The sequence below is a fragment of the Lacimonas salitolerans genome (genome assembly GCF_042677865.1).
Taxonomy (GTDB): Bacteria; Pseudomonadota; Alphaproteobacteria; order Rhodobacterales; family Rhodobacteraceae; genus Lutimaribacter; species Lutimaribacter salitolerans.
Map to the genome: position 1 here is coordinate 13,903 of NZ_JBHUDD010000159.1, position 20,274 is coordinate 34,176.

21 protein-coding genes are annotated in these 20,274 nt (G+C 65.4%); 8 read left to right on the forward strand and 13 right to left on the reverse strand.

From position 1 onward, the window contains the following. Positions 1 to 194: 194 nt before the first annotated feature. From rplL to ACFTOW_RS19090, 7 genes are all read right to left on the reverse strand, one after another. Positions 195 to 575 carry a 50S ribosomal protein L7/L12 gene (rplL, locus tag ACFTOW_RS19060; RefSeq protein WP_379918734.1) on the reverse strand — a complete coding sequence of 127 codons (381 nt, stop codon included), beginning with the start codon at positions 573 to 575 and terminating at the stop codon, positions 195 to 197. 70 nt (positions 576 to 645) lie between these two features. Next, the gene (gene rplJ / locus ACFTOW_RS19065; RefSeq protein ID WP_379918736.1) at positions 646 to 1,164 is read right to left on the reverse strand and encodes a 50S ribosomal protein L10; all 519 of its coding nucleotides are present in this window, start codon (positions 1,162 to 1,164) and stop codon (positions 646 to 648) included. Positions 1,165 to 1,736: 572 nt separating this feature from the next. Further along, on the reverse strand, positions 1,737 to 2,435 hold the full coding sequence (rplA, locus tag ACFTOW_RS19070) for a 50S ribosomal protein L1 (protein WP_379918738.1): 699 nt from the start codon (positions 2,433 to 2,435) through the stop codon (positions 1,737 to 1,739). Between the two features lies 1 nt (position 2,436). Continuing rightward, positions 2,437 to 2,862: a 50S ribosomal protein L11 gene (gene rplK, locus ACFTOW_RS19075; RefSeq protein WP_379918740.1), complete on the reverse strand. Its 426-nt coding sequence runs from the start codon at positions 2,860 to 2,862 to the stop codon at positions 2,437 to 2,439. A 116-nt stretch (positions 2,863 to 2,978) separates the two neighbouring features. Next, positions 2,979 to 3,509 carry a transcription termination/antitermination protein NusG gene (nusG, locus tag ACFTOW_RS19080; RefSeq protein WP_379918742.1) on the reverse strand — a complete coding sequence of 177 codons (531 nt, stop codon included), beginning with the start codon at positions 3,507 to 3,509 and terminating at the stop codon, positions 2,979 to 2,981. A gap of 205 nt (positions 3,510 to 3,714) precedes the next feature. Continuing rightward, a complete protein-coding gene (secE, locus tag ACFTOW_RS19085; RefSeq protein WP_379918744.1) occupies positions 3,715 to 3,912 on the reverse strand; it encodes a preprotein translocase subunit SecE in 198 nt (65 codons plus the stop codon). A 73-nt stretch (positions 3,913 to 3,985) separates the two neighbouring features. After that, positions 3,986 to 4,615 carry a hypothetical protein gene (locus tag ACFTOW_RS19090; protein WP_379918746.1) on the reverse strand — a complete coding sequence of 210 codons (630 nt, stop codon included), beginning with the start codon at positions 4,613 to 4,615 and terminating at the stop codon, positions 3,986 to 3,988. Positions 4,616 to 4,833: 218 nt separating this feature from the next. Between ACFTOW_RS19090 and ACFTOW_RS19095 the strand changes: the two genes are divergently transcribed. Continuing rightward, on the forward strand, positions 4,834 to 5,631 hold the full coding sequence (locus ACFTOW_RS19095) for a TIGR03084 family metal-binding protein (protein ID WP_379918748.1): 798 nt from the start codon (positions 4,834 to 4,836) through the stop codon (positions 5,629 to 5,631). Positions 5,632 to 5,654: 23 nt separating this feature from the next. Here ACFTOW_RS19095 and arsJ read toward each other — a convergent pair whose 3' ends face one another. From arsJ to ACFTOW_RS19110, 3 genes are all read right to left on the reverse strand, one after another. Then, entirely contained in the window at positions 5,655 to 6,929 is a 1,275-nt protein-coding gene (gene arsJ, locus ACFTOW_RS19100) for an organoarsenical effux MFS transporter ArsJ (RefSeq protein ID WP_379918750.1), read from the reverse strand. An 82-nt stretch (positions 6,930 to 7,011) separates the two neighbouring features. Then, positions 7,012 to 8,010 carry an ArsJ-associated glyceraldehyde-3-phosphate dehydrogenase gene (locus tag ACFTOW_RS19105; RefSeq protein WP_379918752.1) on the reverse strand — a complete coding sequence of 333 codons (999 nt, stop codon included), beginning with the start codon at positions 8,008 to 8,010 and terminating at the stop codon, positions 7,012 to 7,014. Next, positions 8,007 to 8,852 (reverse strand): arsenate reductase/protein-tyrosine-phosphatase family protein, encoded by an 846-nt coding sequence (locus ACFTOW_RS19110; RefSeq protein ID WP_379918754.1) that lies wholly within the window; start codon positions 8,850 to 8,852, stop codon positions 8,007 to 8,009. The genes ACFTOW_RS19105 and ACFTOW_RS19110 overlap by 4 nt, the downstream gene beginning before the upstream one ends. Before the next feature lie 94 nt (positions 8,853 to 8,946). Between ACFTOW_RS19110 and ACFTOW_RS19115 the strand changes: the two genes are divergently transcribed. The 7 genes from ACFTOW_RS19115 (at position 8,947) to ACFTOW_RS19145 (ending at position 17,298) form a co-directional block, all read left to right on the forward strand. Next, positions 8,947 to 10,113 (forward strand): amidohydrolase, encoded by a 1,167-nt coding sequence (locus tag ACFTOW_RS19115; protein ID WP_379918756.1) that lies wholly within the window; start codon positions 8,947 to 8,949, stop codon positions 10,111 to 10,113. Between the two features lie 52 nt (positions 10,114 to 10,165). Next, positions 10,166 to 11,071: a LysR family transcriptional regulator gene (locus ACFTOW_RS19120; protein ID WP_379918758.1), complete on the forward strand. Its 906-nt coding sequence runs from the start codon at positions 10,166 to 10,168 to the stop codon at positions 11,069 to 11,071. An 86-nt stretch (positions 11,072 to 11,157) separates the two neighbouring features. Continuing rightward, entirely contained in the window at positions 11,158 to 11,661 is a 504-nt protein-coding gene (locus tag ACFTOW_RS19125; protein ID WP_379918760.1) for a formate dehydrogenase subunit gamma, read from the forward strand. Continuing rightward, positions 11,658 to 13,184: a formate dehydrogenase beta subunit gene (locus tag ACFTOW_RS19130; protein ID WP_379918762.1), complete on the forward strand. Its 1,527-nt coding sequence runs from the start codon at positions 11,658 to 11,660 to the stop codon at positions 13,182 to 13,184. The genes ACFTOW_RS19125 and ACFTOW_RS19130 overlap by 4 nt, the downstream gene beginning before the upstream one ends. Before the next feature lie 106 nt (positions 13,185 to 13,290). Then, positions 13,291 to 16,203, forward strand: a complete 2,913-nt coding sequence (gene fdhF / locus ACFTOW_RS19135; protein WP_379918764.1) for a formate dehydrogenase subunit alpha — start codon at positions 13,291 to 13,293, stop codon at positions 16,201 to 16,203. Further along, complete coding sequence (gene fdhD, locus ACFTOW_RS19140) at positions 16,200 to 17,027, forward strand: formate dehydrogenase accessory sulfurtransferase FdhD (protein WP_379918766.1); 828 nt, start codon at positions 16,200 to 16,202, stop codon at positions 17,025 to 17,027. The genes fdhF and fdhD overlap by 4 nt, the downstream gene beginning before the upstream one ends. Next, positions 17,017 to 17,298 (forward strand): formate dehydrogenase subunit delta, encoded by a 282-nt coding sequence (locus tag ACFTOW_RS19145; protein ID WP_379918768.1) that lies wholly within the window; start codon positions 17,017 to 17,019, stop codon positions 17,296 to 17,298. The genes fdhD and ACFTOW_RS19145 overlap by 11 nt, the downstream gene beginning before the upstream one ends. 61 nt (positions 17,299 to 17,359) lie before the next feature. Here ACFTOW_RS19145 and ACFTOW_RS19150 read toward each other — a convergent pair whose 3' ends face one another. The 3 genes from ACFTOW_RS19150 to dctP are packed head-to-tail and all read right to left on the reverse strand — an operon-like array spanning position 17,360 to position 20,238. Next, positions 17,360 to 18,667, reverse strand: a complete 1,308-nt coding sequence (locus ACFTOW_RS19150) for a TRAP transporter large permease (protein WP_379918770.1) — start codon at positions 18,665 to 18,667, stop codon at positions 17,360 to 17,362. Then, complete coding sequence (locus ACFTOW_RS19155; protein WP_379918879.1) at positions 18,667 to 19,173, reverse strand: TRAP transporter small permease; 507 nt, start codon at positions 19,171 to 19,173, stop codon at positions 18,667 to 18,669. The genes ACFTOW_RS19150 and ACFTOW_RS19155 overlap by 1 nt, the downstream gene beginning before the upstream one ends. A 57-nt stretch (positions 19,174 to 19,230) precedes the next feature. Continuing rightward, a complete protein-coding gene (gene dctP / locus ACFTOW_RS19160) occupies positions 19,231 to 20,238 on the reverse strand; it encodes a TRAP transporter substrate-binding protein DctP (RefSeq protein WP_379918772.1) in 1,008 nt (335 codons plus the stop codon). Positions 20,239 to 20,274: the final 36 nt, after the last annotated feature.

Sequence of the window (20,274 nt, forward strand, 5' to 3'; positions counted from 1 at the left end):
GTTGTCCCACCAACGCCCTCCCGATCCTGTGAACCGCACCTTGGAAAACGCCCCGCAGCAGGGGGCCCTTGCCAAGACAGGTTCGGCTGGCCCCGGATCTTGCCGGGACCAGCCACGCTGTCTGGTGATGGTCGGGGTGGGTTGGCACCCACCCTACCTGCGCGGCACGCCTTGCAAGGCAGTGCCGCCCACCATTACTTCAGTTCGACTTCGGCGCCAGCTGCTTCCAGCTTGCCCTTGATCTCGTCGGCTTCGGCTTTCGACACGCCTTCCTTGACGGCCTTGCCACCGGCTTCCACCAGATCCTTGGCCTCTTTCAGGCCCAGACCGGTGATGGCGCGGACTTCCTTGATCACGTTGATCTTGGAGGCACCGGCTGCCTTCAGGATGACGTCGAACTCGGTCTGCTCTTCAGCAGCCTCGCCACCGGCGTCGCCTGCGGGGCCGGCCATCATCACTGCGCCGCCAGCGGCGGGCTCGATGCCGTACTCATCCTTCAGGATGGTTTTCAGTTCCTGTGCTTCGAGAAGCGTCAGATTAACGATCTCTTCCGCGAGTTTTTTCAGATCAGCCATTTTACTGTTTCCGTTCATCTAGATGTGTTCCAACGTCAGGCAAAAGCCACGACGCGGGGGTTTTGGTTGCTCAAGCCGCCTCGGCCTTCTCTTCGATGGTCGAGAGGATGCTCGCGATGTTCGAAGCAGGTGCGCCAATGGCCCCGGCAATGTTCGAAGCAGGTGCGCCGATGCAGCCCACGATCGAAGCGATAAGCTCCTCACGCGACGGCATTTTCGACACGGCCTCGACACCGGCCCGGTCCAGTGCGGTCTCGCCCATTGCACCGCCAAGGATTTCGAACTTCTTGTTCGCCTTGGCATAGTCCTCGGCCACCTTGGCTGCCGCCACGGGGTCCTCGGAATAGGCAAGTACCGTCATGCCCGACAGAAGGTCAGCAATGCTTGCGCAGGGCTTTCCATCCAGGGCAATCTTGGCGAGCCTGTTCTTGGCAACGCGCACGGACCCGCCAGCTTCGCGCATCTTCGCGCGCAGGTCCTGCATTTCAGCAACCGTGATCCCCGCGTAGTGGGCTACCACCACGACGCCAGAGCTTTCGAAGATCTGGCCGAGTTCATCGACCACTTTCTCTTTCTGGGCTCTATCCACAGTTTCACTCCAAGTTTGGGGGTTACCCCCCGGCTCACTTCTGTCAACCTTGCGGCTGACACTCATGTCCGAATACGGGGCAACGCCAAAACCGCCCAAGGGAAACCCCCGGCCAATCTGGTTCTCCCGTCTCAGGCAGGAAATTAAGAAAGGCAGAATCACCCTTCACCCACCGTCTTGGACAGGCCAAACCGCAAAAGGGATTCGCATACACGAATCCCTTTACGGCGTGGTCAAGGGTGCGTGTACTGACCCTGCACACGATTGTCTATCGGCTTTTTAACGCAAGATGGTGCAGGATCGCAAAATGCGGGCCGCCTGCTTGGGAATGTGGGGGACTCACCGCTCGTCGTGCCAGCCGCCTCACACCACACGCCGATCACCGCAAATCTTGGCGCATCAGCATCTTAGACACGAAACCCCGGCTTGGTCACAGGGCCGCTGCCTTGCCCGCGCAGCACGGCAGGCCGTAAGGGCAGTTACAGGGCAATGAACATTTCGTGAAGTTGTGCCAATTGTACCTGGGCACACAAGGAAAACGGGCGGCGCCTGTCGCGCCGCCCGGGATCATCTTATTCCGACGAGGCGCTGCCGACGTCGACCGAGACACCCGGCCCCATGGTCGAGCTCAGCGAGACCTTCTTCATATAGGTGCCCTTGGCACCGGCCGGCTTGGCCTTGGCCACGGCCGACACGAAGGCGCGGATGTTTTCCACCAGCTTGGCCTCGTCGAACGATGCCTTGCCGACACCGGCATGAACCACACCGGCCTTTTCGACGCGGAACTGGACTTCGCCGCCCTTGGCGTTCTTCACCGCCTCGGCCACGTCCATCGTCACCGTACCGACCTTGGGGTTCGGCATCAGGTTGCGCGGGCCCAGCACCTTGCCCAGACGGCCGACGATCGGCATCATGTCCGGCGTGGCGATGCAGCGGTCGAACTCGATCGTGCCGCCCTGGATGGTTTCCATCAGGTCCTCGGCCCCGACGATATCGGCCCCGGCCGCGGTGGCCTCTTCGGCCTTGGCACCGCGGGCAAACACCGCGACGCGCACGGTCTTGCCGGTGCCGTTGGGCAGGCCGACAACGCCGCGGACCATCTGGTCGGCGTGACGCGGATCAACCCCAAGGTTCAGCGCGACCTCGATGGTCTCGTCGAACTTGGACACGGCGTTGCCCTTGATCAGGGCGACGGCCTCTTCCAAGGGCAGGTTTTCCTTGCCGGCAACTGCGGCGCGGGCGGCTTTGGTGCGTTTTCCGTATTTTGCCATCTTACTTAACCTCGATGCCCATGGAGCGTGCCGAACCCAGAATGATCTGCATGGCCGCTTCGATGTCGTTGGCGTTGAGGTCCTTCATCTTGGCCTCGGCGATTTCGCGCACCTGCGACACGGTCACGGACCCGGCAGTGGCACGACCGGGGGTCTTGGACCCGGAATCCAGCTTGGCCGCCTTTTTCAGGTAGTAGGACGCAGGCGGCGTCTTGATCTCCATCGTGAACGATTTGTCCTGATAGTACGAGATCACGGTGGGGCATGGCGCACCGGGCTCCATATCCGCCGTCTTGGCGTTGAAAGCCTTGGTGAATTCCATGATGTTGATGCCGCGCTGACCCAGGGCCGGGCCCACGGGCGGTGACGGGTTTGCCTTACCGGCGGGCACCTGAAGCTTTAGCGTGCCGACGAGTTTCTTGGCCATCCGGCCTCTCCTTCTTTTCAACAGGCCCCTGACGCGTCAGGCGGCCCTTTTCGTTGCCGTGGTCCGGTCCGGTGCGCGCGCGCCCCTCGCCTCCCACGCTCGTCCACGCAAGGCCCTTACTGCTTGGTCACCTGCGTGAATTCCAGTTCGACCGGGGTTTCCCGGCCAAAGATCGACACCGACACCTTCAGGCGCTGGGTGTCTTCGTCCACTTCCTCGATCATGCCGTCGAAATCCTCGAACGGGCCGTCGTTGACCTTGACGCGTTCGCCGATCTCGAAGCGGATCAGCGTGCGCGGGGCTTCCTCGCCCTCGGCCACGCGGCCCAGGATCGCCTGCACCTCGGCATCGCGCATCGGCATCGGGCGGCCCTGCGGCCCCAGAAACCCGGTGACACGGTTGATCGAGTTGATCAGGTGATAGCCCTGGTCGGACATCTCCATGCGCACCAGCACATAGCCGGGCATGAACCGCCGCTCGGTCGTGACCTTCTTGCCACGCCGCACCTCGATCACCTCTTCGGTGGGCACAAGCACTTCTTCGATCTGATCTTCCAGACCGTTCTCGATGACGGACTGCCTGATCTGCTCGGCGATCTTCTTCTCGAAGTTCGAGAGAACGCTCACCGAATACCAACGCTTCGCCATCTTGACCTCAGCCCCTGTGCCTTCGCTCGGCCCGAAAGCCGAAAATCCTGTGTGTGACGCCGCGCCTCGGCGCAGCCGTGTCCCGAATACAAAAGCGGCGTGCAACTCGAATCGCCGCACGCCATTTCCGGATCAGACCTGCCTGTTACAAAGATTGTCCTGCCAAGGCAACCCTGCGGGGCAGAAATGACAAATGGCCCGGTGACTAGCCGAAATAGCCAAGAACAACGGCCAGACCGCTGCGGATGCCCAGATCGACAAGACCAAAGAAAACCGCCGTCAGCGCCGACATGATGAACACCATCACGGTGGTCAGCAGCACTTCGCGCCGGGTCGGCCAGACCACCTTGGCAACTTCTGCCCGGGTCTGCTGAATGAACTGAAGGGGGTTCGTGCGCGCCATGCCAGCACCTTTTGTATCGGATCAGCCGCCCACATACGCGGGTGCCGCGATGAATTCAAGTGTGCCGTCGGCCTTATTGCATCCGCGCGTCGGACTGCAACCGATCAAACCGGCGGTCCAGCGCCTTTTCATGCCGCGCCTCCGACTCTTGCAGGGCAGTCAGATCCGGCAGGGCCAGCGCATCGGCCAGTCCTTCGGGGAAGCGGTCCAGAAACCCATCCCAGCGCAGGGCAAAGGCATCCGCCCGCCGCCGCAGCCGCTCGGCCCGGGCAGGGCTGCGCGCGTGATACCGCTTGTAGCCGCGCAATACCCCGGCCCAGACCCGCTCTGACCCAAGTGTCGCAAACACCCCTGCCAGCACGGCAAGCGGCAGCACGATCAGCGCCACCAGCAGCCAGGGCCGAAGCAGCGCCAGCATGGCCAGAATCGCCAGCGCGACATGGCGGCGAGTCGGGCGATAGCCGCGCACCCGGTCCATCAGGACCCTGGGCAGGGCCCGCACCGCCGTTCCGCTGCCCATCTCTGCCGTGTCCGGGGCCTTCGGGCGCGTCTCCGCCTCGGGCGGTCTGTGCTGTCGGGTGGCCGTGTGGCGTCTTTCAGGGCCTGGCACCGCCTGCTCGGGCACCGCCTCCTGGTCCTGCAAAAGCGACCGGATCGCCATCAGGTCGGGGTCCTGCCCGACCTTGTCGTGTTGATCTGCCATCTGAACCTCGCACAAACACCAGACACCCGCGAATTTGCGGGCTGCCATCCCAAATCGAATGCCAATGAAATCTGGCGCGCATGCGTCAGCATCATGGCAAAACCGCGGCATACCCCGGCCACGACGGCCCCTGCCGTTTTGAAATTGAAGCCGCAGCAGCGGCCCCCTACCCTTGCCCCAAGGCCAAAGGCGATCAGACCCGCAACAAAGGACACCCCATGACCCTGACCGAAGCCGCCGATTTCCGCGCCGAATCCGAGGCCCTGCACAGTATACTGGCAGACCTGCCCGAACCGGCCTTCGCCACGCCGACCCAGTTCAAGGGCTGGACGATCGACGACGTGCTGGTGCACCTGCATTTCTGGAACCGCGCCGCCGACCTTTCGGCGCAGGACGAAGACGCGTTTCAACGGATGATCGCCCCCGTGGTCGCCGCGCTTCAGGGCGGCAAGGGCATGCGCGCGCCGGAGGATGCCGCCGTCCCCGAACGCGGCCCCGCCCTGCGCGACGCATGGATCACCCACGCCCGCGGCATGGCCACCCGCTGGATCGACATGGACCCAAAGACCCGCCTGCCCTGGGCCGGGCCGTCGATGTCCGCGCGCTCGTCCATCACCGCGCGACAGATGGAGACATGGGCCCACGGGTTCGAGGTGTTCGACACCCTCGGCCACATCCGCACCGAGTCCGACCGCCTGCGCAACATCGTGGTTCTGGGGGTCAATACCTTTGGCTGGTCGCACAAGGTCAACGGTCTGGACGTGCCCGAAACCATGCCCGCGCTGGCGCTGACCGCCCCCTCGGGCGCGCTGTGGGACTATGGGGATGACGCCGCCGGGCGCATCACCGGCCCGGCGCTGGATTTCGCCGCCGTCGTCACGCAGACCCGCGCATTGTCCGACACATCGTTGCAGGTCGAAGGTGCCGTGGCCCAGACATGGATGGAACATGCGCAATGCTTTGCCGGGCCACCCAATCCGCCGCCCGCGCCGGGCACCCGGCATGTAAAGTCATAGCCACCTGCCCGCGCGACGGCCCGTCAGGCCGCGCGCGCCGCCCCCGACGCATCCAGCCGCCCGGCCATCAGCGCGCTCAATCCCACCATCACCGCCGCCGTCCCCAGCGTCAGGGCCAGCCCGCCCACCTGATAGGTCAGCCCCGACAGCACCGTGCCCAGCAACCGACCCCCCGCATTGGCCATGTAGTAAAAGCCCACATCCATCGTCACCCGCTCGGCCTTGGTAAAGGCCAGGATCAGATAGGAATGCAGCGAGGAATTGATGGCAAAGATTGCGCCAAAGATCAGCAGCCCCGCCACGATGGTCACCGTCAGCCAGGGCGCGGGCCCGCCCGACACCAGCAGGGCCGCCACCAGCACCACCGGCACTGCCACCAGCGCCAGCGCCCAACCACGCGCCGCGCGCACCAAGGCGCCCTCGTCCCGGTCGCGCGCCCGCAGGATGCGCGGCGCGGCCGCCTGCACCGCACCATACAGGATGATCCAGACCGCCATGAACGTCCCGATCATGAAGAAGGCCGCGCGATTGCCCGCCTCGGACCCGTCGGACAGCACGGCATAGAAATAGACCGGGATGCCCACCACGAACCACACGTCGCGCGCACCGAACAGGAACACCCGCGCCGCCGACAGCCAGTTCACATTGGCCGATTTCGAGAACACCTCGGAAAACTTGGCCCCCTTGCGTCCGCGCGGCAGACCCGAGGGCATGAGCACGACCACCGCTCCCAATATCACCGCCAGCACCGCCGCCATGCCATAGATCGCAGGCACGAACCCGAACCCGGCCAGCAGCGCCGCGCCCAGCAGGAACCCCACTCCCTTGACCGCGTTCTTGGATCCGGTCAGCACCGCAACCCAGCGAAACAGCCCGTCGCCCGTGGTTGGCGCCAGCAGCTTGACGGCGGATTTCGACGCCATCTTGGCCAGATCCTTGGCCACGCCGCTGGCCCCCTGCACGCACATCACGAACGCGACCGAGGCAGCGATGCCCCACCCCGGATCAAGCTGCGCCAGCGACAGCAGTGCCAGCACCTGAATCCCCAGCCCGGCATACAGCGTCGCCGTCAGCCCGAACCGCGCCGCGATCCAGCCCGCCGACAGATTGGTGACCATGCCCGCGATCTCGTACAGCACGAACAGATAGGCCAGTTGCACCGGGCTGAATCCCAGCGTGTGAAAATGCAGCAGCACCAGCATCCGCAACGCGCCATCGGTCAGCATGAACGCCCAATAGGCCGCCGTGACGGCGATATAGGCGCTCAGCCCTTCGGGTTTGTCACTCGTGTCTGTCATCCGTCGCGTCCCCGTCCGGCGTCTGCATGGGCTGTGCATGATATGTGCATGGGCGGTGCATGGCCCTTTCCGGGCCATCCGGTCACAGGCTGTCGCCCACCATCAGCGCCACATCGACCAGCCGGTGGGCATAGCCCATCTCGTTGTCATACCAGACATAGAGCTTCACCTGCGTGCCGTTGATCACCATGGTCGAGGGCGCATCGACGATCCCCGACCTTGTGTCATTGGTGTAGTCGGCACTGACCAGCGGGCGGACCTCGTAGCCCAGGATACCGGCCAGTTCCCCCTCGGCGGCGGCCTTGAACAGCGCGTTCACCTCCTCTGCCGTGGTCGCCCGCTCGACCTCGAAAACGCAATCGGTGATCGACGCGTTGAGCAGCGGGACCCGCACCGCATGGCCATTCAGACGCCCGGTAAGCTCTGGGTAAATAAGGGTAATCGCCGTGGCGCTGCCGGTGGTGGTGGGGATCAGGCTGTTCAGCGCCGACCGCGCCCGGCGCAGATCCTTGGCGGGTCGGTCCACGATGGTCTGCGTGTTGGTCACGTCATGGATCGTGGTGATCGAGCCATGCCTGATGCCCAGGTTTTCATGAATCACCTTGACCACCGGGGCCAGACAATTGGTGGTGCACGAGGCAGCCGTGACGATGCTGTGCGCATCCGCATCATAGGTGTCGTGATTGACGCCATAGACGATATTGGCGGTCGGCCCGTCCTTGACCGGGGCCGAGACGACCACTTTTTTCACGCCCGCGTCGAAATACGGGGCCAGTTTCGCCTCGGATTTGAATACCCCCGTGCAGTCGATCACCACATCCACATCGTCCAGCGGCAGGTCGGTCAGATCGCGAGTCCCGATGAACGGGATATGGGTGCCGTCGATGATAACGCCCTTGTCGTCATGCGAAAATTCTGCAGGCCAGCGCCCGTGCACCGTGTCGAACTCCAGCAGGTGCGCGTGCATTTCCGCATCGCCCACCCCGTCGTTGATCCACGCCACATGCGCGCCACGCTCCAGCAAGGGGCGCAGCGCCAGCTTTCCGATCCGGCCCATGCCGTTGATGGCGTAAGTGGTCACGCCTTTGCCTCCGCTTCGTCCGCGACGCGACCAATGTCATCCACCGCCTTTTGCTGCGCGATCTTGTCCAGCGTCTCAAGCGGCAGCGCGGCGAAGGCGCGGATGCGGTTGGCCAGCGCGCCATGGGCCTGCTGGAACGCCAGCGCCTTCTGCGCCTCGGTCCCGGTCGCCTTGACCGGGTCGGGCACGCCCCAGTGGCCGGTGACAGGCTGGCCTTCCCAGGCCGGGCATTCCTCGTTCGCGGCGCGATCGCAGACGGTGAACACGAAATCCAGACGCGGCGCATCCGGCCCCTGGAACTCAGTCACGTTCTTGGCGCGCAGCGGCGTGATGTCATGGCCCTTGGCGCTTAGAACCTCCAGCGCAAAGGGGTTCAGTTCGGACTGTGGCCGGGTGCCCGCGGAATGGACTGTGAACCGGTCCCCCGCCGTGGCGCGCAAAGCCGCCTCGGCAAAGATCGAGCGGGCGGAATTGCCGGTGCAGATGAACAGCACGTTGTATTTACCTTCGGTCATGGAACGCTCCTGATGCGCAAGGGGAAAGGGGGCGCACAGATCCGCGCGGCCCCGGCAGCAATCTTTCACAAGAAAATCAACCATCTGTCGCGCGCCTGACATATCAATGCCGTACCGTAGCGACGTGCCTGACCGCGCCTGCGTCACCAGCCCGGCCTGCGTCAGCGCCGACAGATAGGCCGACAGGGTCGACGGTTTCAGCGCCAGCGTCACCGCGATTTCACCGGCGGCAAGCTGGTCGGGATAGCGCCGCATCAGCAGTCGAAAGATTGACAGACGCTGCGGATGGGCCAGGGCAGACAGGCGCAGGATGGTCTCTTTTTCCATATTTCGTGAATATTCGAATTATAGCCGAGTCGGCAAGTGAAGTTTGTATGACAAACACCTGTTACCCATGCTTTCGCACGGCTAGAGTGCACCCATGACACACCAGAAATTGCGCAATTCCGAGATCGTCGCCCTGACCGACTGGCGGCGCGATCTGCACCGCCATCCCGAACTGTCGGGGCACGAGGCGCAGACCGCCGCGCGGGTCGTGCACATGCTGCAAGGCACCAAACCCGACCAGATGATCACCAGCCTTGGCGGGCATGGCGTCGTCGCCACCTATGACAGCGGCCAGCCCGGCCCGCATGTCCTGCTGCGATGCGAGCTTGACGCCCTGCCGATACACGAGGTGGGAGCGTTGCCCCACCGCTCGACCATCCCTGGCATCGCCCATCTGTGCGGCCATGACGGGCATATGGCGATGCTGGCCGGGGCGGGGCATATCCTTGGCCGTCACCGCCCTGCGCGCGGGCGCGTCACCCTGCTGTTCCAACCCGCCGAGGAAGACGGCGCCGGGGCCGCCCGTGTGCTGGACGATCCCCGCTTTGCCGATCTGCGCCCCAGCCATGCCTTTGCCATCCACAACCTGCCGGGCCTTCCGCTGGGCCATGTGGCGTTGCGCGCGGGGCCGGTCATGTGCGCGTCGCGCGGGATGCGCGTGCGGCTGAGCGGGCGCACCGCCCATGCCTCGGAGCCTGAAAACGGCACCTCGCCCATGGCGGCGCTGGCGCATCTGATGCCCGCGCTGTCGGGGCTGTCGCATGGCCGCCCCGACAGCGACGCAGGGTTTCGGCTGGCCACGGTCTGTCACGCGCGGCTGGGCGAGCCTGCCTTTGGCATCGCGCCGGGCGACGCCACGCTCTATGTCACCCTGCGCGCGCTGCGCGACGACGTGATGGCTGGGCTGGTCGATCAGGCCACGGCGCTGGTGGGTGCGTTGGCAGGGCAACAGGGCCTGGGCCATCAGATCGACTGGCACGACATTTTCCTGACCACGCACAACACGCAGGCCGCCACCGACATCGCCACCCGCACGCTGGACCGTTTGGGCATCCCGCACGGCCCCGCCCCCCTGCCCCTGCGCCCATCCGAGGATTTCGGGCGCTTCGGCGGTGACTGCGAGCTTGCGATGCTGTTCCTTGGGTCAGGCACCGATCAGCCTGCCCTGCACAACCCCGATTTCGATTTCCCCGACGACCTGATCCCGCAGGGCGCGCGCATCCTTGCCGCGCTGGCGGACGAGGTGCTGCAACAGGGCTGACAGGACAATTCCCATCCGCTATCACCAAGCCAGACAGCGATAGGAAACCCCGATGATCAAACAGCTTGAAATGCTGCTGGCGCTGGCCCGCGAACAGCATTTCGGCCGCGCCGCCGAACGGTTGGGCATCACGCAGCCCAGCCTGTCCAGCGGCATCAAGCAGCTCGAGGATCATCTGGGCGTCAAGCTGGTGCAGCGCGGCTCGCGCTATGGCGGGCTGACACCCGAGGGCCAGCGCGCCCTGACCTGGGCGCGCCAGATCGTCGGCGACACCCGCCGCCTGCGCGACGAGATGCGCGCCGTGCGCGAGGGGCTGTCGGGCCACCTGCGGCTGGCCGTGATCCCCACCGCCCTGACATGGGCGGCACGGCTGACCACCGATTTCGCCAAAGCGCACCCGAATGTCAGCTTTACGGTGCTGTCACGCTCGTCGGTCGAGATACTGGAGCAGCTGGAAAACCTCGATGCCGATGTCGGCATTTCCTATCTCGACAACGAACCGCTGGGACGCGTTACCTCGGCCCCCTTGTATCGCGAGCATTATGCGCTGGTCTGCCGGGGCGATCATCCGCTGGCGGGGCGCGCGCGGCTGGCATGGTCCGATCTGGGCGATGCCGCGCTGTCGCTTTTGACCCCCGACATGCAGAACCGCCGCATCATCAACCGCAACTTCATGGAAGCCGGCGTGACCCCGCGCGCGCAGATCGAAAGCGGCTCGACCATCGTTCTGGTCGCCACCGTGCTGAACGGCGGGCAGGCCACGATCCTGCCCGAGGATCACGCCCGATTCCTTGCGCTTGGCCATGACCTGTCGGTCGTGCCCATCGCCGCCACCCGGGGCGCACCCACGGTGGGGCTGATCGCGCCCCATCAGGACGCGCAGACCCCGGTTCTGACCGCGCTGTTCCGCGTTGCGGGGCGGATTGCGACGGATGAGCGTGCGGGCGCGACATCATAGGCGCAGCCTATCATCCAACGAAATATCGATATTGATATCCGTATCGCGCGCCCGCACAGTTTCCCTGCCTATTGTGGGAGATACACATGCGCCCGGACGCCGCCGCCACCGAGCCACCCGTCGTGCCGCAAGACGTGCTGAGCGACAGCACGGCCCGCATCCTGTCTGACCATGACGGGCTTGAAGGGCCTTTGCTGCCGATCCTGCACGCGTTGCAGGCCGAGTTCGGGTTTGTGCCGCAGGCCGCCGTGCCGCTGATCGCCGAACGGCTGAACATCAGCAGGGCCGAAGTGGCGGGCGTGATCAGCTTTTACCACGATTTCCGCGCCGCCCCGGCAGGCCGCCGCGTCGTCCGCATCTGCCGGGCCGAGGCATGCCAGTCTATGGGCGCGAACACGCTGGCCGCGCAGATGCAGGACCGGCTGGGCATCGGCTGGGGTGAAACCACGCCCGACGGGGCCGTGACGCTGGAAGCGGTCTATTGCCTTGGGCTGTGCGCCTGCGCACCCGCCGTGCAGATCGACGGCGACCTGATGGGCCGCGCCGATGCACCCCGCATCGCCGCCGTGCTGGACGGGGTGACACCATGAAGATCTACCTGCCACAGGACGCCGCCGCCAAGGCGCTGGGGGCCGAGGACGTTGCCCGCGCGATCCGCGCCGAGGCGCAGGCACGCGGGGTCGAGATCACCCTGATCCGCACCGGCACGCGCGGCATGATCTGGCTGGAACCGCTCTTGGAGGTCGAAATAGACGGCCTGCGCCACGGTTTCGGCCCGATCACCCCTGCTGATGTGCCCGCCCTGTTCGGCGATCTGTCCGCGCATCCCCGCGCGCTGGGTCCGGTCGACGATCTGGACTGGATGAAACGCCAGACCCGGCTGACATTCGCCCGCGTCGGCGTGATCGACCCGCTGTCGCTGGACGATTACGCGGCCCATGGCGGGCTGACAGGGCTGCGCCGGGCGCTGGCGATGACCGGTCAGGATATCGTGGACGAGGTCAAGGCTTCGGGCCTGCGCGGACGCGGCGGGGCCGGGTTCCCGACCGGCATCAAGTGGCAGACCGTGCATGACGCGCCAGCCGCGCAGAAATACATCGTCTGCAACGCCGACGAGGGCGACAGCGGCACATTCGCCGACCGCATGCTGATGGAGGGCGACCCCTTTACCCTGATCGAAGGCATGGCCATAGCGGGTCTGGGTGTGGGCGCCACGCGCGGCTATGTCTACCTGCGCAGCGAATACCCCGACGCCATCGCCGTGATGCAGGCCGCGGTCGGGATCGCGCGCAACGCGGGCGTGCTGGGGGCCGATGTGCTGGGCAGTGGCCGGGCGTTCGACATGGAAATCCGCGTGGGCGCGGGCGCCTATGTCTGCGGCGAGGAGACCAGCCTGCTCAACAGCCTGGAAGGCAAGCGCGGCGTCGTGCGCGCCAAGCCGCCTCTGCCTGCGTTGCAGGGGTTTCTGGGCCAGCCCACGGTGGTGAACAACGTGATCTCGCTGGCGACCGTGCCGGTGATCTTCGAACGTGGCGCGCAGCATTATGCCGATTTCGGCCTGGGCCGGTCGCGCGGCACCGTGACCCTGCAGATCGCGGGCAACGTGGCGCGCGGCGGGCTGTTCGAGACCGCGTTCGGCATGACGCTGGACACGGTGGTCAACGATCTGGCCGGCGGCACCGCAACGGGCCGTTCCGTCAAGGCGGTGCAGGTCGGCGGGCCGCTGGGGGCTTACCTGCCGGTGTCACAGTTCGACGCCGCACTGGGGTACGAGGAACTGGACGCCAAGGGCGGGCTGCTGGGTCATGCGGGGCTGGTGGTGTTCGACGATCAGGCCGACATGCTGGGCATGGCGCGGTTTGCGATGGAATTCTGCGCGGTGGAAAGCTGCGGCAAGTGCACGCCCTGCCGCATCGGGGCCGTGCGCGGGGTCGAAACCATCGACCGCATCGCGGCGGGCGATGCGGCGGCGGTCGGATTGCTGACCGACCTGTGCGAGACGATGCAGGACGGCAGCCTGTGCGCGCTTGGCGGGTTTACACCGTTCCCGGTGATGTCGGCCCTGACGCATTTCCCCGACGAGTTCGCCCGAGACCGGGAGGCAGCGGAATGAGGATGGCGCAGGTGTTGCGCCGCGCGGTGCGCGGCGACCGGGTGGGGGGCTCTGCCCCCCACTCCCCCCGGAGTTTACTTGGCAAGATGAAGCAGCGGACCGCGCGATGAAGGATTTCATCATTCCCGACGACCGCGACATGGGCACGCCCGCATCCCGCTCGGATATCATGGTGACGCTCAGCATCGACGGCTTCGATGTGACCGTCCCCGAAGGCACATCCGTCATGCGCGCCGCGGCCGAGGCGGGCATCGCGGTGCCCAAGCTGTGCGCCACCGACAGTCTGGAGGCCTTCGGGTCGTGCCGGTTGTGCGTGGTCGAGATCGAGGGCCGGCGCGGCACGCCCGCGTCCTGCACGACGCCGGTGGCCCCCGGCATGGCCGTGCGCACCCAATCGGACAAGGTGCGCCGCATCCGCAAGGGCGTGATGGAGCTGTATATCAGCGATCACCCGCTGGATTGCCTGACCTGCTCGGCCAATGGCGATTGCGAATTGCAGGACATGGCGGGTGCCGTGGGCCTGCGCGACGTGCGGTATCAGGCGCCCGAAGGCGGCGCGCTGGCCAACCATTTTGCCCCTCGCAACACCAGCGGCGAGGCCAATCCCGAGTGGTTGCCGAAAGACGACAGCAACCCCTATTTCACCTATGATCCGTCGAAATGCATCGTCTGCAACCGCTGTGTACGCGCCTGCGAAGAAGTGCAGGGCACATTCGCGCTGACCATCGACGGGCGCGGGTTTGACAGCCGCGTGTCGGCGGGCAGCTTTGGCGAAGACTTCATGGCCTCCGACTGCGTGTCCTGCGGGGCCTGCGTGCAGGCCTGCCCGACCGCCACCTTGCAGGAAAAATCGGTGATCGAGATGGGCACGCCCGAGCGCAGCGTGATCACCACCTGCGCCTATTGCGGCGTGGGCTGTTCGTTCAAGGCCGAGATGCAGGGCGATCAGGTCGTGCGCATGGTGCCCTACAAGCATGGCAAGGCCAACCGCGGCCATTCCTGCGTCAAGGGGCGGTTCGCCTATGGCTATGCCAGCCACAAGGACCGCATCCTGAACCCGATGATCCGCGAGCAGATAGACCAGCCATGGCGCGAGGTCACGTGGGAGGAGGCGATCGGTTTTGCCGCCAACCGCCTGCGCGGATTGCAGGCGCAATACGGTCAGAAATCCATCGGCGTCATCACCTCAAGCCGCTGCACCAACGAAGAGACGTTTCTGGTGCAGAAACTGGCCCGCGCTGTGTTTGGCAACAACAACACCGACACCTGCGCGCGGGTGTGCCATTCGCCCACCGGATATGGCCTTGGCCAGACGTTCGGCACCTCTGCGGGCACGCAGGATTTCGACAGCGTCGAACACACCGACGTGGTGATCGTGATCGGGGCCAACCCCACCGACGGGCACCCGGTCTTTGCGGCGCGGTTGAAGAAGCGCCTGCGCGCAGGTGCAAAGCTGATCGTGATCGACCCCCGCCGGATCGACCTGGTGAAATCGCCGCATGTCGCCGCGGCCCATCACCTGCCCCTGCGACCCGGCACCAACGTCGCCGTGGTCACCGCGCTGTCGCATGTCATCGTGACCGAGGGGCTGATGGATCAGGCCTTCATCCGCGAGCGGTGCGACTGGGACGAGTTTCAGGATTACGCCGCCTTCGTCAGCGATCCGCGCCATTCCCCCGAGGCGACCGAGATGCTGACCGGGGTTCCTGCCACAGACCTGCGCGCCGCCGCCCGCCTGTTCGCCACCGGCGGCAACGGGTCCATCTATTACGGGCTGGGCGTGACCGAGCATTCGCAGGGATCGACCACGGTGATGGCGATCGCCAACCTGGCCATGCTGACCGGCAACCTGGGCCGTCCCGGCGTGGGCGTGAACCCGCTGCGCGGACAAAACAACGTGCAGGGCGCCTGCGACATGGGCAGTTTCCCGCATGAACTGCCCGGCTACCGCCATGTCAAAAACGACGATGCCCGCGCCATGTTCGACGCGCTGTGGGGTGTCACGATCGACCCCGAGCCGGGCCTGCGCATCCCCAACATGCTGGACGCGGCCGTCGATGGCACGTTCAAGGGGCTTTACTGCCAGGGCGAGGATATCCTGCAATCGGACCCCGACACCAAGCATGTCGCCGCAGGTCTGGCGGCGATGGACTGCGTCATCGTCCATGACCTGTTCCTGAACGAGACGGCAAATTATGCCCATGTCTTCCTGCCCGGCAGCACGTTCCTGGAAAAGGACGGCACCTTCACCAACGCCGAGCGTCGCATCAACCGCGTGCGCGAGGTGATGAAGCCGCGCAACGGCTATGCCGACTGGGAGGTGACGCAGCTTCTGGCCAACGCCATGCTGCAGGATGCCGGTCGCGCGCCCTGGCATTATACCCATCCCGCCCAGATCATGGACGAGATCGCCGCCACCACGCCCAGCTTTGCCGGGGTGGATTACGCCCTGCTCGAAGAAAAGGGCAGCGTGCAATGGCCCTGCAACGCGGCCAACCCCGAAGGCACGCCGCTGATGCATGTCGATGGCTTCGTGCGCGGCAAGGGGCGGTTCATCGTCACCGAATACGTGGCGACAGACGAACGCACAGGCCCGCGTTTCCCGCTGCTGCTGACCACCGGGCGCATCCTGTCGCAATACAATGTCGGGGCCCAGACACGGCGCACCGAAAACGTGATCTGGCACGACCAGGACGTGCTGGAGATCCACCCGCACGATGCCGAGAACCGCGGCCTGCGCGATGGCGACTGGGTGCGTCTGGCGTCACGCTCGGGCGAAACCAGCCTGCGTGCAAAGATCACCGACCGGGTCAGCCCCGGTGTGGTCTACACCACCTTCCACCACCCCGACACGCAGGCCAACGTGATCACCACCGACTATTCCGACTGGGCCACCAACTGCCCCGAATACAAGGTGACGGCGGTGCAGGTCAGCGCGTCGAACGGTCCCAGCGAGTGGCAACAGGACTACACCGCGCAGGCCGCCGCCGCGCGCCGCATCCTGCCGGCGGCGGAATGATCATGGGCACGCGCGCGCATAGAACCCGCAACGGGCAGTCGGTGCAATCGGGCGCCGCCCGCGCCATCACCCGCGCCCTGCCCGACGAGGTGCCGGTGGCGCTGGTCTTCAACGGGTCGACGCAGGCGGTGATGATGGCCAGCCCAGCCGATATCGCCGATTTCGCCCATGGCTTCGCCCTGTCCGAAGGGCTGATCGACGGACTGGACCAGATCGAGGGCTTCGAAGAGCTCCGGCACGACCGCGGGATCGAGGCCCGGTTCTGGCTGCGTGCCGACCGTGCCACCCTGCTGCACCAGCGCCGCCGCGCGATGCTGGGGCCGGTGGGCTGCGGGCTGTGCGGCATCGACAGCCTGGATGCCGCCCTGCGCGCCCTTCCCCGCCTGCCCGACGGTGACCTGCGTCTGTCGCATGCAGAGGTGGCCGGGGCCAGTGACGCCCTGCGCGCGCAGCAACCGCTGCACGACCGCACCCGCGCCACCCATGCGGCGGGTTTTCTGCAACCGGGCCACGGGATCACCCTGGCGCGCGAGGATGTGGGCCGCCACAACGCGCTGGACAAGCTGATCGGCGCGCTGGCACGACAGGGCACCGACCCCGCCACCGGCGCTGTCGTCATCACCAGCCGGGTATCGGTGGACATGGTGCAGAAATGCGTGATGGCCGGCGCGCCTGTGCTGATCGCGGTATCGGCCCCCACCGCGCTGGCGGTCGAAATGGCCGAGGATGCCAACCTGACGCTGGCCACATTCGCACGCGGCGACGGGTTCGACCTTTACGCCCATCCGCAACGTATCACGCAAAGAGGCAGCGATGTCGCCTGAGAAACTGACCATGATGGCCAACCAGATCGCCACCTTCTTCAGGTCCCAGCCGGGCACGGATCAACCCCAACGCATTGCCGCCCATATCAATGATTTCTGGGAACCCCGGATGCGCGCGCAACTGGCCGCCCATGTGGCCGATGGCGCATCGGGCCTCGACCCGCTGGTGATCGCCGCGATGGACCACATCCGCCTGCCCCCCTGTTCTTCCTCTCTCTTCAAATATCCCGGGGTGAATTGGCCAACGGCCAAGAGGGGCAGCGCCCCTTGACCCCGAGGCCCGGAACGGGCCGAGATACAGGGCGTCGCGTCAGCGACACCGCCGGATCACGCTAAAGCCCCGGCAACCACAAGGCCAGTTGCGGGTACATCACCAGCAGCACCACCAGCAGCAACGAACAGCCCATGAACGGGAATGCCGACACATAGATGTCGCGCATCGTCGTCTCGGGCGGGGCCACCCCCTTCATCACGAACAGCAGCAGGCCAAAGGGCGGCGTGGTAAAGCTGATCTCCAGCGCCAGCAGCATGATCAGCCCGAACCAGATCAGATCGAACCCCAGCGTCTGCGCCAGCGGGAAAAAGATCGGCACGGTCAGCAGCATCATGCTGATCTGCTCCATGAACATCCCCAGCAACAGCAGCACCGCAAACATCACGCACAGCATGGCGATCGGGGCCAGCTCGAACCCGGTGGCCCAGTTGATCAGGCCCCGCGATGCGCCGGAAAACGCCAGAAGCTGGCTGAACGTGGCCGAGCCGAACACGATCAGATAGGCCATCAGGGTCACCCGCATCGCGCCGACCACCGATTTCTTGATCGCCTCCCAGGTCAGGCAGCGGAACACCACCGCAAGGATCAGCACCCCCAGCGCGCCAAAGGCAGCCGCCTCGGAGGGGGTGACGATGCCGCCCACCATCATCGCCACGATGATCACCATCACCGACAGCATCGGGATCACGTCGCGCGCCAGCAGCAGCAGTTTCTGGCCCAGCGGCATGTGCTCGACCTCATAGGCGGGGGCGGCGGTGGGGTCGATGCGGGTCTGCACCCAGATCGTCGCGATGTAGAACGACGCCAAGATCAGCCCCGGGATGATCCCCGCGATCAGCAACGCGCCCACGTCGATCCGCGCCAGCGTCGCCAGCAGCACCGCCAACGCCGAGGGCGGGATGATGATCGCCAGCCCCCCCGTTCCCAGGATAGGCCCGATCGACATGTGTTTCTTGTAGCCGCGCGCGCTCATCTCGGGGACCATCAGGCTGCCCAGCAGCGCGGTCGAGCCCATCGACGATCCCGACAGGGTGGAAAACCCGGTGCCGCCCAGAACCGTGACATAGCTCAGCCGCCCCGGCAGCTTGCCCATCAGCCGGTCGATGGCGTTGAACATCCGCGCGCCAAGGCCGGTGTGAAAGAATATCTCGCCCATCAGCAGAAACAGCGGGATCGGCACCAGCGCAAAGGATGTCAGCGATCCCAGCCCGTTGTTCAACAGCGCCGAGATCCCCCGTTCGCCGCCCATGAACACCCAGGCCCCTACGATATTGGCCGCCAGAAATGCCAGCGCCACGGGCATCCCGATCGCCATCAGCCCGATGATCGACCCCAGCAGCAGGGCCAGTGCCTCGTACCATTCCATTATTCGTGTATCCCCGCCTCGCCCGAATGCATCAGGTCGTCGCCAAAGACGAACCGCGAAAACTCCACCGCCATCAGGCCAAAGCACACCGGGAACGAGATCGTCAGCATCCAGCGCGGAAAGTAATAGGCCCGCACGTCATAATCGTTGCGCGCAAGGTTGGTCGCCACCAGATCGGCCCCCTTCCACGCCAGCACAAGGCAGACCAGAACGCACAGGGCCGCCACACCCCGGCTGACCACCCGGCGCAGGGGCCCCGGCAGGGCGGCGGTGACAAGTTCGATATGCACATGGCCCTTTTCGCGCACCAGCCAGGGTGCGCCCAGCATGGTCATGTACAGCAGCGCATATTCTGCGGATGTGAACAGCCAGGCAAAGGGCTGCAGGCCCAGATTGCGCATCGTCACCGACACGATGACCGACACCATCAGCCACAGCAGCATCGCCCCCGCGATGCCCGCCATCAGGTAGAGAAACCCGGTATAGACCCGGCCAAGCGCCTGCATGTCCTGCCCTTTCATGGGAAATGGGCGGCCCCACAACGGGACCGCCCGGCTGGGCGATTATTCCGCCGACAGATCGTAGAACTTGGCGATCAGTTCGTCATACAGGCCGTCGCCCATCGGGTGCTCGGCCATCAGGCCTTTCATGCGCTCCCATGTGGTGCTGCGCGCGGCCTCGAGGTAATTCGCCCGCGCCTCGCCTTCCAGCTCGACCACCTGCATGCCGCCTTCTTCCAGCGCCGCGAAATCCTCGTCGCGCTTGGTGCGCAGGGCCTCGACGCTGTCCTTCTCGTGCTGGATCGCCACATCCTGCAGGATCGTGCGCGCCTCGTCGGACAGGCCGTTCCAGCGGTCCAGGTTCACGATCACGCCCAGGTCGGTCGAGAAAAAGCACGGCTCGATCCGGTAGTTCAGGAACTCGTTCCATTTCAGGTCGATCAGCCCGATCTGGGTCCAGCCGGTCGCATCGACCACGCCGCGCTCCAGCGCCGAATACACTTCGGTCGTGGGCAGGTCGATCACCTGCGCGCCCAGATAATTGGTGAAGAAGGCATTATACACCGCGTTGCCGCGCAGTTTCAGGCCTTCGACCTCAAGATTGCCATCGGCGTCGAACTCGGGCGCGTTGCGGGTCCACAGGTTGTAGCACACGCCGCTGTCAAACCAGCCCAGGTACTTCACACCCATCTTCTCCTGATGGATCTGGTCGATCATCTCGGTCCCGCCATTGGCGCGGGTTTCGACGGCAGTCAGGTTGGACGTGACCATCGCATCCTTTTCCGGCAGCGCCCCGGCATAGAACGATCCGGGGGTATAGACCATGTCCACGATCCCGTCGCGCACCGCGTCGGGCTGCTGGAACATGCCGATCGCCTCGGGGCCGCCGCGCACCTCGATCTGCACCACGCCTTCGCCCGCCGCGTTCACCTTTTCGACGAACTCGAAAAACGACTGGGTGTAGATCAGCGTTTCGGGAAAGGCGTGCACAGCGGTCAGGGTTTCCTGCGCCTGCGCCGTCATCGCCAGTGTCGAGGCGGCAAGGACGCCGCCCATGATTGCGTGTTTCATCGTCTTGTTCTCCTTTTCCGGGGTTGCCCCCGCCCT